This is a genomic window from Paracoccus aestuariivivens, from assembly GCF_009711225.1.
Classification (GTDB): Bacteria; Pseudomonadota; Alphaproteobacteria; order Rhodobacterales; family Rhodobacteraceae; genus Paracoccus; species Paracoccus aestuariivivens.
In genome coordinates, this window is record NZ_WMIE01000001.1 from 978,702 (window position 1) to 994,006 (window position 15,305).

General features: G+C 62.6%; 8 protein-coding genes. 6 read left to right on the plus strand and 2 right to left on the minus strand.

Going from position 1 to position 15,305, the window contains the following annotated elements; genetic code table 11:
• Positions 1-8 precede the first annotated feature (8 nt).
• Positions 9-1,196 (plus strand): acetyl-CoA C-acyltransferase, encoded by a 1,188-nt coding sequence (locus tag GL286_RS04770; RefSeq protein ID WP_155094360.1) that lies wholly within the window; start codon positions 9-11, stop codon positions 1,194-1,196.
• Between the two features lie 117 nt (positions 1,197-1,313).
• Here GL286_RS04770 and GL286_RS04775 read toward each other — a convergent pair whose 3' ends face one another.
• Positions 1,314-2,654 carry a sensor histidine kinase gene (locus GL286_RS04775; RefSeq protein ID WP_155094361.1) on the minus strand — a complete coding sequence of 447 codons (1,341 nt, stop codon included), beginning with the start codon at positions 2,652-2,654 and terminating at the stop codon, positions 1,314-1,316.
• Positions 2,651-3,319 carry a response regulator transcription factor gene (locus GL286_RS04780; RefSeq protein ID WP_155094362.1) on the minus strand — a complete coding sequence of 223 codons (669 nt, stop codon included), beginning with the start codon at positions 3,317-3,319 and terminating at the stop codon, positions 2,651-2,653. The genes GL286_RS04775 and GL286_RS04780 overlap by 4 nt, the downstream gene beginning before the upstream one ends.
• Before the next feature lie 240 nt (positions 3,320-3,559).
• Here GL286_RS04780 and GL286_RS04785 point away from each other — a divergent pair, with 240 nt between their 5' ends.
• The 5 genes from GL286_RS04785 to GL286_RS04805 all read left to right on the plus strand — a co-directional run bounded on the left by GL286_RS04785 (position 3,560) and on the right by GL286_RS04805 (position 15,287).
• Positions 3,560-4,702, plus strand: coding sequence for an efflux RND transporter periplasmic adaptor subunit (locus GL286_RS04785; protein ID WP_170295038.1), 1,143 nt, complete (start codon positions 3,560-3,562; stop codon positions 4,700-4,702).
• Positions 4,703-4,705: 3 nt separating this feature from the next.
• Positions 4,706-7,795: an efflux RND transporter permease subunit gene (locus GL286_RS04790; RefSeq protein ID WP_155094364.1), complete on the plus strand. Its 3,090-nt coding sequence runs from the start codon at positions 4,706-4,708 to the stop codon at positions 7,793-7,795.
• Between the two features lie 26 nt (positions 7,796-7,821).
• On the plus strand, positions 7,822-8,583 hold the full coding sequence (locus tag GL286_RS04795; protein WP_170295039.1) for a MipA/OmpV family protein: 762 nt from the start codon (positions 7,822-7,824) through the stop codon (positions 8,581-8,583).
• A 221-nt stretch (positions 8,584-8,804) separates the two neighbouring features.
• Positions 8,805-14,546: a DUF3320 domain-containing protein gene (locus tag GL286_RS04800; RefSeq protein WP_155094366.1), complete on the plus strand. Its 5,742-nt coding sequence runs from the start codon at positions 8,805-8,807 to the stop codon at positions 14,544-14,546.
• 108 nt (positions 14,547-14,654) lie between these two features.
• Entirely contained in the window at positions 14,655-15,287 is a 633-nt protein-coding gene (locus GL286_RS04805; RefSeq protein ID WP_211596187.1) for an RraA family protein, read from the plus strand.
• Positions 15,288-15,305: the final 18 nt, after the last annotated feature.

The window sequence follows — 15,305 nt, forward strand, 5'->3', positions numbered from 1 at the left end:
ACATTGCCATGGATAAGGATCCTATCGTCATCGTCGGTGCGTCCCGCACGCCAATGGGCGGCTTTCAGGGAGATTTGGCAGGCGTCGACGCCGCTACGCTTGGCGCGACAGCAATCGGCGGCGCTTTGGCCAATGCCGGTCTTGCTGCCGAGTTCGTTCAGGAAATCATCATGGGATGCGTTCTGCCCGCAGGGCAGGGGCAGGCTCCGGCACGGCAGGCGGCGCTAAAGGCGGGGCTGCCTTTGGGCGCGGGCGCGACGACCATCAACAAGATGTGCGGATCGGGGATGAAGGCCGCCATGCTGGGCCATGACCTGCTGCTTGCCGGATCGGCCGATGTGGTGGTGGCCGGAGGAATGGAGAGCATGTCGAATGCCCCTTATCTGTTGCCCAAGGCGCGTGGCGGCTACCGGATGGGACATGGACAGGTTCTGGACCACATGTTTCTGGACGGGCTTGAGGACGCCTATGACAAGGGCCGCCTGATGGGCACATTTGCCGAGGATTGCGCCGAAGCCTATCAATTCACCCGACAAGAGCAGGACGAATTCGCCATAGCCTCGTTGACCCGTGCGCAGAATGCCATCGAGACAGGGTTGTTCGCAGCCGAGATCACGCCGGTCCGGGTCACCACACGCGCGGGCACGGTGTCGGTCAATGTCGATGAGCAACCCGGCAAGGCGCGGCTGGACAAGATCCCGACGCTGAAGCCCGCATTTCGCGACGGGGGAACGGTGACGGCAGCGAATTCCTCGTCGATCTCGGACGGCGCTGCGGCGCTGGTGCTGATGCGCGCCTCCGACGCCGAGCAGCGCGGACTGCGACCCCGGGCCAGAATTCTGGCGCATGCGACACATGCCGATAGCCCGAACCTGTTTCCGACCGCGCCGATCGGGGCCATCCACAAGCTGGTTGACAGAACAGGATTGGTGCTCGGCGATTTCGATCTATTCGAGGTCAACGAAGCTTTTGCCGTCGTCGCAATGGCTGCGATGCGTGATCTTGGTCTGTCGCAAGAGGTCGTCAATATTCACGGTGGCGCTTGCGCATTGGGGCATCCGATTGGCGCTTCCGGCGCAAGGGTCATGGTGACGCTGCTAGCGGCGCTGGAAAGCCACGGGCTTGAACGGGGCATTGCCTCGCTTTGCATCGGCGGCGGCGAGGCAACCGCCATCGCAATCGAACGGATGCATTGATATCTTCACGACGATGCGTGTCTTGGTGATTGCAGCGGGGTCATGTCTACGATCCCGCCGCGAGGAACATTCCGCGTGCTGCCGGATCGCTTGTCCTTCGCTCGGTCGGCGATGCGCTTATGCGGGTCGCGCCGGCGGGAAGCTTACGGTGAATTCGGCTCCGCCGCCCTGCGCATCAGTCGCGACGATTTCACCGCCGTGAAGCGCGACAATCTGTTGGACCAGATGCAGCCCCAGACCCGAGCCTGCGACACCGGAACGACGGAAGAAGGGGTCGAAGATGCGTTGGCGATCAGCCGGAGGAATTCCGGGGCCGTTATCGCTGACCCTGAGCTGGGCAGGGGAACGAACCTCGATGGAAATTTCAACACCTTGCCCCCCGTGAGAGATGGCATTCTGGACCAGATTGGTCACCACGCTCTGGATGGACTGAGCGTCGCCGCTGATCTCCACAGGCTCGGCTGATGCATCGAAGGCGAGAGTTGCCCCGACGCCGAGAGCAAGCGGAGCGAGATCCGCCACCGCTTCGGCTGCCAGCCTGTTCAGCTCCAGTTTCCGGAAACGTGCGCTGTTTTCTTCGAGCCGCTGAAGATCCAGCAATTGCTCGGATAACGAGGCGAGCCGCGCCACATCCATCAGGATCTTTGCGCGTTCCGGTCCGGGGGGAAGTGTTTCGATCCGCATTGTCAGGATAGCGATCGGGGTGCGCAGTTCATGCGCTGCTGTGGCCAGAAAACGCTGCCGCTTTTCCAGCCCTTCGTCCAGACGCGTCAGTGCGGCATTGATCGCCCCCACCATAGCTTGCAGTTCGGGGGGAACATTGGCCTCGGTCAGTCGTGTGCCGGGTTTGTCGATGTCGATCCGCGCGGCCTCGTCCACGACGCGGGCCACCCCGCTAAGATCCCGCCGCACCAGATACGGGATGATCAGTGCCGAGACGGTAGTCAGCGCGGCCAGCAGCGCTAGGAAAAATGGATTGATCTCTTGCAGTCTGCTGATGACAAAGGGCAATGTCGGGCCCCCGCCCGTGGCTACCGTGACGGTGCCGGCGGGGCTTGTCAGGCGCTGTGCGATGACAGCCCTATGCGCCGAACTGTTGTCCCAATAGATCTTGGCCTCGACCAGTCGCTGCAGTCCGGTGAACATCGCCCGCACGTCATCGGGAACCGGACCGTATTCAAGCCGTCGGCCCGCCTGATCGGTGACCAGCACCCAGAAATCGGGAAAGTCCGCGACCCGCGCGATCAGCTCCTCGCGGTTCCGGATCGTCAGACGGTCGCCTTCCAGAACGAGGTGGCGGGCGATTTCATGCGGTACGTCCTCGTCCAGTTCGATCAGGCCCCTTTGTTCTGGTTCGGGAGTCGAGGCAAAGATGACCATCAGCGTTAGCGTAAGGAATTGCAGCAGGATCAGCCGCCACGACAGCCGCGCGATCAGCGAGCCCGGGCGGAACATCATTCCACCGCCCGGATCAGATAGCCGATCCCGCGCAGCGCGTGGATCTCGACCCCTGCCGGTTCCAGTTTGCGCCTGAGCCGCGAGATATGGGCGTCGAGCGTGTTCGAGGCGATGTCGTCATCATAGCCGTAAACTGCCTGTTCCAACCCTTCGCGCGAAACGACGCGACCGGACCGCAACAGCAGCGCCTCTAGCACGAGCAGTTCGCGCCGCGGCAAGTTCATTACGACCCCGTCGATTTCGGTGCTGCGATCTGCCCGATCAAAGCTCATCCGTCCCAGCCTGATCCGGTCTTGCGCCATGGTCGAGGGGCGACGGGTGACGGCGCGCAACCGTGCCAGCAATTCTTCGGTCGCAAAGGGCTTGGCCAGATAATCGTCAGCGCCCAGATCCAGCCCTTCGATCCTTTGATCCAGCGTGCCGAGTGCCGACAGCACAATGACCGAAGGGCGCAACGGGCGGTTGCCCAGTTCGTTGAACAGGCTTAGCCCATCTCCATCCGGAAGGCTCCGGTCCAGCACAATGGCGTCGTAGTCGATGCCCAGTACCGCCTCTCGCGCCATTGCGAGGGTCGGGGCAAGATCGACGAGCATGCCCTGACGACCAAGGCTGGTCGCCAACATCTCACGCAGGCTCGCTTCGTCTTCCACGATCAAGATCCGCATGCCGACTCCTTTTGCGACCGGGCACTGCTCGACATGCATTGCGCGGACATTGCGACGTTGTCGTCATCGGACGATCTTTTCAATCAGGGCGCGGAACGGGCAATCCGTTGCATTGCGACGGTCTTCAAAAGTTCACGGATAGGTGAACGACGGGATCGGCTGCCCGTGAATGCGCGCAATGTTCGCGCAAACTTTGGCTGCGAGATGGGCATGCATCGAACAAGCCCTGCAGGACCGGAAATGTCGTCTACCACCGATCATCACAAACATCCGGCGCGTCGCTGCGTGATCGGCGCGGCCGTGTTCGCAGGTCTTGTGATCGTGGCGCTTGGCTCGGGGCTGCGGCCTCCGCCTTCGGACGCAACTCAGATACCTGCCGGACCGTTGCCACGACAACTGACATCGGTCGAGGTCATCCGTCTCGTTCCTGCGGATCTGGTCGAGGAGATGCCCATATCCGGCACGGTCACGCCGGTCCGGCGCGCGGAAGTTTCGGCGCAGGTCTCGGGCCTTGCGGGAATCGTGGCGCATCGTCCCGGCGATGTGGTGGCGGCTGGCGACCTGCTTGTGACCATCGCGCCCGAAGACTTCGCCCTTGCGCTGGAATCCGAACAGGCCGCGTTGCAGGGGACGGAGGTTCAACTGGAAAATGCGCGATCCAAACTGGACCGTACCCGCCGGTTGCGAGAACGCGGAGCGATTGCCAACTCGCTACTGGAGCAGGCCGAAAGCGAGGCCGATATGCTGGCGGCCGATGTCGCGGCAGCGAAGGCGCGTGTGCGTCTGGCAGAATTGAACCGCGAAAGGGCAGAATTGCGCGCGCCGATCTCGGGTATTCTCGCGGCCCGCATGGTAGAGCCGGGGCAGCTTGTGGCATCAGGAGCCGCATTGCTTGAGATCGTCGACCTTTCGACCGTCATCGTCGAGGCCTTGGTGCCCGTGGGTCGGGCGGGCCAGTTACGAGTGGGCCAGCGTGTCAGCTTCTGGCCGCCCACCTTGCCCGAGCGCAGTATCCCCGCCCGCATCACCCGCATTTCGCCGCGCGTGGCCGAAGGCACGCGCGCTGTCACTGTCTATATGGAAATCGATAATGCTGCCGAGGGCCTGCGCGCGGGCGCTGTCCTGACCGGTCGGGTCGAGTTGCGCGTGGCCAAGGGGCGGCTTGCTCTGCCGCAAGATGCGATCCGTACGGATGGCACCGATACCAGCGTGACCGCGATCCGCGATGGTCAGGCTGTTTCTGTGCCGGTTTCAACCGGAACCGTATGGAATGGTGGCCGACTGGTCGAGATCACCGGCGATCTGCGTCCGGGCGACAGCATCGTGGCCCAGCCGCTTGTGGGCCTTGCGCCGGGCGATCCGGTGACGGTGGTGGGGGGCTGAGCCATGTTCCTGACCCGTATCAGCATTGCCCAGCCGGTCTTTGCCACGATGGTGATGATCGCGATCTCTGTCTTCGGTCTGGCGGCTTGGCGCGTCCTGCCCATCGACCGTTTCCCTCCGGTGGATTTTCCTATCGTGGCGGTGATGACCCCTTGGTCGGGCGCGTCGCCGTCGGCAGTGGAAAGCGAGATCTCGGTTCCCATTGAAGACGCGCTTGGCACGCTTGCGGGCATTGACGAAGTGAGTTCGACCTCGTCACAGGGGCATTCCACGGTCGTTCTGCGTTTTACGCTGGACACCGATAGCGGACAGGCGGCCGAGGATGTGCGCGACCGGCTGTCCAGCGTACTTCCCGATCTGCCTGCCGATGCCGATCCTCCGCAGGTCGTGCGCTTCAATCCGCTGGACGATCCGGTGTTGTCGCTGGCTTTGAGCAGCCCCTCGCAGCCCGCCGATGCGCTGACCCGACTGGCCGAAGATGTGATTCTGCCGGCAATTACCGCAGTCAAGGGGGTGGGCAGCGCCGCCTTGGTGGGTGGGGCGGATCGACATGTGGAACTGCGTCTGGACCCTGATCGCCTGCAAGAGCATGGTCTGGGGGTCGCTGAAGTGATCGCGGCCGTACGGGCGGGCAATGCGCTGTCACAAGCGGGATCGCTGGTCGAAGGCGCGACGACGCGCTTGGTGCAACTGAACGCCGAAGCCCGCACGATCCGCGAACTGGAGGCGCTGGTCATCGCCAGACCCGGCGGTGCTCCCGTCTATCTGCGTGATGTTGCCACCGTGGTGGAGAGTACGGCCGATCCGGAAAGTCTGGCTTTTCATGGAGGTAGCGCGGCACTGGCCGTCGATGTGACGCGGGTCGAGGGCGCGAATGTGGTCGCCGTAGCCGACGGGGTCGAAAAGGTCATTTCGGAGCTGGCGTCGGTCGGCCGGATCGGGGATGCGCAGATCAAGGTCATCACCAACTCCGCGACCGAGATCGAGGCCACCTATGCCACGCTTCTCTCGACATTGACCGAGGGCATGGCACTGGCAGTCGCCATTGTGTTTCTGTTCCTGAACTCATGGCGGTCAACCGTGATCACCGCGCTTATCCTGCCGATTTCGTTCCTTGGCACGCTGGCGGTGATGGTCCTTCTGGGGTTCTCGCTGAACATGCTGTCGATGCTGGCGCTGACGCTGTCTGTCGGCATCCTGATCGACGACGCCATCGTGGTACGGGAAAACATCACGCGACATCTGCATATGGGCAGGGATCATGCCCGCGCAGCCGCCGAGGGGACGCAGGAAATCGGCATGGCCGTCGTGGCGACGACGCTCGCGCTTTGTGCCGTGTTCCTGCCGCTTGCTTTCATGGACGGAATCGTCGGTCGACTGTTCATGCAGTTCGGGGTGACCGTGGCGGTGGCGGTCCTGATCTCGCTGTTCATCAGCTTTACGCTCGACCCGATGTTGTCGAGCGTCTGGCATGATCCCGACAGTCGACTGGGGGCGCATCAGGGCTGGTTCGGAAGCTGCATCGCTCGGTTCGATCATGCATTCGATGTGCTGGCCCGGATCTACGAACGTCTGCTTTTGTGGAGCCTGACATGGCGCAAGACGACGATGGCGCTGGCCTTTGCTACCTTCGCGGGCAGTCTGGCGCTGATCCCGAGGATCGGTGTGGAGTTCCTGCCCGCGACCGATGAAAGCCGCATAACAGTCACGCTGGAAACCGCCACCGGATCGTCCAAGGATTATACGGCGCTGAAAGCCCAGCAGATCATTGCATTGCTGGAGGCACTACCGGAGGTCGCGGGGACCTACACCACGGTCGCCGCGGGAAATGACGGTGCGGATAACGAGGCAGCGATTACGGTGACGTTGGTCGATCCGGCTGACCGTGCTGCCTCGGCCGAGGAGATGACCTCGCGACTGCGCTATTTGCAGCAACAGGTGCCCGGCATTGTCGCGACCGTCTCGGCCTCGGGCGGATTCGGACCGGATGATGCGCCGATTACGCTGAATATCGCGGGCAAGGACGGTGCGGAAATCGCCCGCACCGCCAGAATGGTTGGCGATGTGGTCGCGGCCATACCGGGCACGGCGGATGTGCGTCTTTCCAGCACGGATGCGCAGCCTCTGGTCAACTTCACGCTGCTGCGCGATGCGGCCAGCGATCTGGGCGCCACGGCGGATATGTCGGGCGACGCGCTACGCGCGATGGTGAATGGCTCTGAAATCTCCGACTTGCGCCGACCTGATGGCACTGTCGATCCCATCGTGATCCGCCTGCCCAAGGCGCTGCGACAGAATCCGGAAATGCTGATGGATCTTCCGGTCGCGCGGGGTGCAGGCGTTCCTGTCACGCTGCGCGAAATTGCCTTGCGCGAGGATGGCGTCGGTCCCACCCGTATCGAGCGGTTGGATCGTAGCCGGGTGATCACGGTGACTGCCCAGTTGGACGGCAGGGTGCTGGGCGATGTGATGGCCGAGGTGCGGGCTACGCTTGATGGCATCGACCTGCCCGACGGTGTGAGCGTGGGCATGGGCGGCGATGCCGATCTGATGGGGGACACCATTGTCAGCATGACCGTCGCGCTGATCATGGCGGTGGTGTTTGTCTATCTGGTTCTGGCCAGTCAATTCGCCAGCTTCCTCCAACCGCTCGCGATCATGGCCTCATTGCCTCTGGCGCTGTCGGGAGTCGTGCTAGGGCTGCTGACCGCGGGTTCGACGCTTAACCTTTATTCGATGATCGGCGTGGTGACGCTGATGGGACTGGTCGTGAAGAACGCCATCCTGCTTGTCGACAATGCCAACCAGTACCGACGCGCCGGGCTGGCGTTGCAACCGGCACTGTTGAAGGCGGGGGTCACACGCTTCCGGCCCATCATGATGACTACGCTTGCGATGATCTTCGGCATGCTGCCGTTGGCCCTGGCCGTCCATCCGGGCAGCGAGCAAAGCGCCTCGATGGCGCAGGCGGTCATCGGAGGGTTGGTCAGTTCGACCCTGCTGACGCTGGTGGTCGTGCCGGTGGCGCTGGTCTGGACGGGTCGGTTTTCCGACCGGTCCCAAGGGTATCCCTACCGGACCGCTGCCCGATGAATTTCATGTCAACGAAAGGAAAGACGATGAACCTTGCTCGCGTCCGCTTCTGCGGACTGGCCCTGATCTGCCTTACCGCCGCGACCGGTGCCGGTGCGCAGGAAAACCGGGGCCTCGGTCTTGGTCTTGGATACTTCTCGGGCGAACGTGCTTATGGCGATACCGATAACGTGCTTGTTCCACTGGTGGATTTCGAAACCGATTGGGTGCGGTTCCGTGGGCTGACGGCGGATCTGAAACTGCCGTTTATCTCGTCCGAGACGCTGAGCTTTGCCATCCGCGCCAATTATACCATCGGAGAGGGCTATGAGGCGGACGACACGCCTGTTTTGGCAGGCATGGACGAACGCAAGGGCGGGCTCTGGGCAGGTGCGGCCATGGACTGGCGTCCGGGCTTTGCCGATTTCGCCTTTGAATGGCAATCCGACATATCGGGGGACAGCGACGGGCATCGTCTTCGGGTCGAGATGTCACGTCGTTTCAATCCGACCGGTTCGGAGCGTTTCGGCCTGACCCCGCGCATCACCGGGATCTGGATGGATGACAATGCGGCGGAATATTACTACGGCGTCAGGACGACCGAGGTGACCCCGACCCGCACCGCCTATACCGGTAGCTCGACCCTGAATGTCGAGTTGGGGGTGCAGGCAGATTATATGCTTTCCGAACGCCAGATCCTGATTTTCGATGCCGGAGTGACGCGGTTGGGCAGCGGCATCACCGATAGTCCGATCACCGTGGACAAGACGCTGACCTCGGTCGGAATGGGCTACGCCTACCGCTTTTAAGCCAGTATTGGTCTTCCTTGTCTGGCGGCTCGATCCTAGGGATTATGCGGAATTGCGCGAACTGGCGTGGCGTTCCGGAGCGATCCGGACCGTCACCGGCGGCGCGACAGGCTGAATGTTACCGGACGAAATTGGAACATGAGGGGAACATTCATTTGTGGATTTGCCCGAGAGGCATTATTCACCGTCTAAACGATTCAAACAAATACCAGACAGATTTAATGCAAGAACACCAGACGCCCGAGATTTCCGATGACGTGATCGAGCTAGCCGGACCTGTTTTGTCCCTGATGGTGGTCCTGCGAAAGAAGATCAATTTTGCGTCCTCGCAAAACGGAGTTTCGGTTCTGCGCGAGGTACGGATCGCGAATGGCGGGGGTGTAGCCGCCAGCGACGTGACCTTGCATCTGTCTGCCAGTCCCGCCGTCCTGCGCGAGCGGACCTGGAAGATCGACCGCATTGCACCGGGTGCCGAGGTGTCATTGACCGATCTGGATACGCCTCTGGATACGGCGATCCTTGGAGGTCTGAACGAGGCCGAGTTCGGTCGGATCGACCTGCGTCTGGCCATTGGCGGCGAAACGGTCGCCGAAAGCAGCGAACGGATCGAATTGCTGGCCCGCGATGAATGGGGCGGCCTTTCCGAGATGGAGAACATCGTTGCCGCCTTCGTGTCTCCTAACCATCCACAGGTTGCGCGACTGCTGAAAGATGCGTCGCGCCTGTTGGAGGCGGCTGGCCATTCTGGCGCGATGGAGGGGTATCAATCGGACGATCCCCAGCGGGTCTGGATGATGGCCGGCGCGATCTGGTCGGCAGCGACCGGTCTGGGCCTGTCCTATGCCGTGCCGCCTGCGTCATTCGAGATTTGCGGCCAGAAAGTACGCGATCCCGAGCGGATCGTGGCGGAAGGCCTGGCGACCTGTCTGGACAGTTCGCTTCTGCTGGCGGCCGCCTTCGAGGCGGCGGGGCTGAACACGGCGATCCTGTTTTCGCAGGGGCATGCGTGGGTCGGGCTATGGCTGGTGAAGAACGACTTCGGACAGTTGCTTGAGCCGGACGTGGTTGCCGTGCGCAAGGCCTCGGTCCTGCGCGAATTCGTGCCGCTGGAATCGACGCTGCTGACCCGTCGTCCTAGTGTCGGCTTCGAAGAGGCCGTGATGGCCGGTCGCGATCGTTTATCGGAAGCGCGTGAAACCGAGTTTCTGCAAGCGATCGACATCAACCGCGCCCGCACCGCCCGCATCCGACCTTTGGCAAGTCACCGCGAGGCTGCCGAAGCCGATGCCGAGGCAGATGCCGCTGCCCCCGCAGCTTTGCCGCGCCCATTGGATCTGGGACTTTTGCCCGGCGATCTGGCCGAGGAAGCTCCGACCACAGCTTTGGGCCGGATCGAGCGCTGGCAGCGCAAGCTTCTGGATCTGTCTCTGTCCAACAAGCTGTTGAATTTCAAGGAAACCAAAACTAGCGTTCCGCTGCTTTGTCCGGATCTTCCCGCGCTCGAGGATGGTCTGGCCAAGGGCAAACTGTTCCGCCTGTTGGCGCTCAAAGATGAAAAAGCCGTCGCTGGACGCGACGTTCCCGCGGACGAAGCGCGTCGGATCGAAGCCGATCTGGCACGCGATGCGCTGGGAAAAGGGCAGATCGCCGTGCCTCTTGGCGGCGACGATATGTTTGCCCGCCTGACCGAATTGTTCCGTAAGTCACGCAGCGACGTGCAGGAAGGTGGCACGAACACCCTGTTCCTTGCCGCAGGTTTCCTGCGCTGGAAACGGAACGATGCCGATCAACGCCACTACCGCGCGCCGCTATTGTTGATGCCCGTGCGGCTCGAGCGGCGCTCGGCCCAGTCAGAGTTCCGGCTTGCCCTGATCGAGGATGAGGTCCGGATCAACTCGACCCTGCTCGAGATGCTCAAGCGTGATTTCGAGTTGCGTATCCCCGAGTTGGAAGACGAACTGCCCCGCGACGAGAGCGGTCTGGACCTGCCGCGCATTTTCGAGATTGTCCGCCATCGCCTACGCGACGTCGCGGGATTCGAAATGGTCGAGGATTGCGCGATTTCGACCTTCTCGTTCGCGAAATACCTGATGTGGAAAGATCTGGTCGATCGCGCGGACAGCCTGCGCGAAAGTCCCTTGGTTCGCCATCTGCTGGACAGCCCGACCGAAAGCTTCGCGGGCGGGCTTGCGCCTATGCCTCGCCCGTCCGAAATCGACCGGACCCATGCGCCGGCGGATCTGCTTGTGCCGATGCCTGCCGATAGTTCGCAGCTTGCCGCCGTGGTCGCCGCAGCCGAAGGGCGTGATTTCGTCCTGATCGGTCCACCCGGTACCGGAAAAAGCCAGACAATCACCAATATCATCGCCGACCAGTTGGGCAGGGGGCGTACGGTTCTGTTCGTTGCAGAAAAAGCCGCGGCACTGGACGTGGTGCAGCGCAGGCTCGAGCGTCAGGGCTTGGGCGCGGCCGTGCTTGAACTGCACTCGAACAAGGCCGACCGCAAGGTGGTGCTGGGCCAACTTGGCCGCTCGTGGGAACGTGCCAGCGGTGCCGAGGCGCGTGATTGGGTCCGCGTGACCGAGGATCTGCGCCTGTCCCGCGACCAGCTTAACGCTTATGTCGAAGCCCTGCATCGCCCGGGAACACAAGGTTTCAGCGTGTTTCAGGCGATTGGCAAGGTCGCCTCGGGCCAGCAAGCCTTTGATCTGGGTTTTCCAAACAAGGATTGCCACGACGCCGAAAGCTGGCAGCGTCTATGCCAACTGGCGCAGGAACTGGGCCAGCGCCGCGCTGTCGTCGCCGATCTTGACCCGACCGGACCACTTGCCTTGGTCAGCGCGGGAGAATGGTCCTATGGCTGGCAAGACAGCTTCCTTGCCGCAGTGCAAACCCTGCGGGCCGCGCTGATTGAACTTCGCGATGCCCGACAGGAATTGGCGAAAGGTCTGGGTTTTGCCGCTGCCGATGACTTGCTCGATATGCTGCCCGCCGCGCGTCTGGACCGCCCCTCGGTCGAGATTGCGGCGCTGGATGATTTGCAATCCTTGCGTGATGCGTCCCGTGATCTGGCGACCACGATCGAGTCGGCGCGGACCGCGCGAGAGGCGCTGTCGGCCAGCTACGCCGATGACACCATTGCCGCGATGCCGCTTGAATCGCTTGAACTGCAATGGCGCGAGGCGCAGACGAAATTCTGGCCGCTAAGTTCGCTCGCCCAGTCAAAGCTCCGCAAGCTTTTGCAGACCTATGCGGGGGCGGGGATCGCCGATCCCGCAACCGACATCGCGGGGTTGCGCCGCTTGGCACCGTTGCTGGAGGCGATCAAGGTTTCGCCCTTGTCCCGACTCGGTGCATATGCAGGCGAGAAAACCGATCTGTCGGCAATCACGGCCAGCCTAGACGAGGCCGATGCTTATTCGGCTTTGGAACGTAGCCTGAGCAAGGCCGGACTGGAGAATGACCAGATTGCCGGCTTGCGGATGGTGCTTGGCGCAGCGGATGGCGGGGTTTTGGCCCCGCATCTGCGCCGCCTGCAAGCCGCCCGCGTCGCGACCACCGCCGCAAAATCGGGCTTTGCGGCCGTTGGTGGGCAGGTTGATCGGGATGAGGCCGCACTTTGTGCATTGCTTGACGGGATCGAGGCCGTGCGCGGGCGCTTCCCTGACTGGATGAAATGGCTGTCCTCGCGCCAGCGTGCCGAGACGGCGGGTCTCCAGCCTTTGGTTCTCGCGCTCGAGGCTGGCAATGCTCCTGACGATGTCGGCGCGGCATTCGAGCGGGCTTATACGTCGTGGTGGCTCAGACTGGCGCTGGACGCTTCGCCCGAATTGCGCGGGTTTGCCCATTGGGAACATGACGCCCTGATCCAGCGCTTCCGCGCATTGGATCAGGCGATGACCGATCTGGCCGCGTCCGAAGTCATGCGTCGTCTTGGCAATGACTTGCCGCATCGCGACAGCGTGCCGCGCCGTTCCGAATTGGGCGTGCTGCGTCACCAGCTTGGTCTGCAACGCCCGACAGCGGCGATCCGCAGTCTGATCGCCGAGATGCCGACGACCTTCCCGAAGCTTGCGCCCTGCGTTTTGATGTCGCCGTTGTCCGTTGCGCAATATCTGCCCGCGGGGCAGGCGCAATTCGATCTGGTGATCTTTGACGAAGCCTCGCAGATCTCGACATGGGACGCGATCGGGGCCATCGCGCGTGGTCGTCAGGCGATTATCGTGGGCGACCCGAAACAGTTGCCGCCGACGAATTTCTTCGGTCGCAGCGACGAGGGTGAGGAAGCGGCGGCCGATACGCCGGAATACGAGCGCGACATGCCCTCGATCCTTGACGAGGTCGGGGCGGCGGGGATTCCGACGCATCGTCTGAACTGGCATTACCGCAGCCGCGACGAGGCGCTGATCGCCTTCTCGAACCACAATTACTATGGCGGCGGGCTGGTCACCTTCCCCTCGCCCGATGCGTCAGGGCAGGCTTTGCGGCTGCATCGGATTGACGGCGTCTATGGTCGGGGTGAAGGGCGAACCAACCGCGCCGAGGCAGATGCCATCGTGACGATGGTCCGTACCCGGTTGAAAGAGTGGTTGAAGCTTCCGGAAAAGGATCGTCTGACGCTGGGGGTGATCGCTTTCAACAGCCAGCAGCAGGGCTTGATCCTGGATCTTCTGGATGCTGAACGACAGGCCGATCCGGCGCTGGAATGGTTCTTCTCGGATGATCGCGAGGAACCTGTGATCGTCAAGAACCTCGAGAACATTCAAGGCGATGAACGCGATGTGATGTTATTCTCGATCACCTTCGGTCCCGATCAGGCGGGCAAGCTGTCGATGAGTTTCGGCGCGGTCAACAACGATGGCGGTGAACGGCGGCTCAATGTTGCCGTCACGCGGGCAAGGGCCGAATTGCACGTATTCAGTTCGATCAGCGCCGACCAGATTGACCTGACCCGCACCAAGGCCCGCGGCGTTCGCGATCTCAGGGCGTTTCTGGACTACGCCCAGCGAGGCGCGGTTGCTTTGGCGGGGCAGGATCTGGGTTCGCTTGGCGGTGTGGAATCCCCGTTCGAGGCTGCCGTCGCAGACGCGTTATCCGCCAAAGGCTGGGAGTTACACAGCCAGATCGGCGTGTCGGGATTCCGGATTGATCTGGGTGTTCGCCATCCCGATCACGCGGGGGCGTGGTTGGCTGGAATCGAGTGCGACGGCGCGACCTATCATAGCGCCGCGACGGCGCGGGATCGCGACCGCGTCCGACAGGCGGTCCTTGAGGGCTTGGGTTGGAAAATCCTGCGGATCTGGTCAACCGATTGGTTCCGCAATCCCGCCGACACCGCAGCGCGTATCGACGCGGCCCTGCGAGAGGTGCTGGAAAATGACCGGAACCGGCGAAGTGCGTTGAACCGGATCGAGGCCCAGCCCAAGGCCGAGCCGGAACATCCGCCGGAAGCGGATCGGCCCGAGCAGTTCGCCTCGGCCCAGGTGGACGCATTCCGACCCGACGCCGAGCGATTCTTCGACAGCAGCTACGCGCCGGTGCTTGCCGGACTGATCGACGGAATTCTGGTGCGCGAAGGCCCGATGACCGCCACTGCTTTGTCACGACGCATCGCGCAGGAGCATGGCTGGCAGCGAACGGGCGGACGGATTCAGGCCCGTGTTTCCGAGTTGCAACATCTGCTCGATGTGACCGAGGAGGACGGTCAAAGTTTCCTGTGGGTGAAAGGGGCAGTGGCCGAGCGGGTTACTTTCCGCGGGCTTTCGGGGCGCAATCTGCGCGACGTTTCGCGGGTCGAAATCGCCTCGGTCGAGGATCGGCATGCCGACCGGATTGCCCGCGCCGAAGATCCGGTGCTTGAACTCTCGCGGTTGCTGGGGGTCTCGCGATTGTCGCAGGACGCGCGCGATTATCTGCAGTCCTGTCGGGACTGGCGGGCCAACCGGATCGCCGTCGTCGACTAGGACTTGCCGTTTGTCGCGGGAATGATGCGAAAGGGGCTTCAAGCTGACGGCGTTCCGGTACAACCTGCGGCGGATTTTCGAGGTTCGCAGGAGCGTGGTTTAAGCATGATGACCGAGATCGTTGATATTCCGCAGGCGCTGGTTGATCGCTGGCGTCGCATTCCGGTTCCGGTGATCGTCGATCTGGCCGCTGAATGTCAGATTGACATCGCGATCCGGCCGCTTTGTCCCGCCGGACAGCAACCCGCGCTTTTCGGGCGTGCCGTCACGGCGCGCTGTGCGCCTCCGGACTTCGGGGCAGTGCTGCGGGCGATCGGCTTGATGCAGAAGGGCGATGTTCTGTTGATCGACGCTGCCGGCATTGCGGAATGGGCGATGGTCGGCGACGTTCTGGGGGGCCACCTGCACCGGATCGGCGCGGCAGGGATCGTTTGTGACGGCGCGGTGCGCGACACTGGCGCTCTTGCGGGCATGTCGGGTCTGTCGGTTTATTCCCGACATATCAATCCGCGCGGTCCTGTCGGCATTGCAGGGACCGAGGTTAACCGGCCGGTCACGATTGGCGGTTGCGTAGTGAACCCGCGCGATCTGATCATTGGCGATGACGACGGGTTGGCCGTTCTGAACGCAACCCATGCGGCGGCGCTGATCGACAAGGCTGAAGCCAAGCTTGTGCTGGAAGCCGAGTGGACCCGCAGGCTTGGAGCCGACGAGCCGATCGGTCAAATCTTCGGTTTGTAAGGCTTGAGCCAGCCTGCG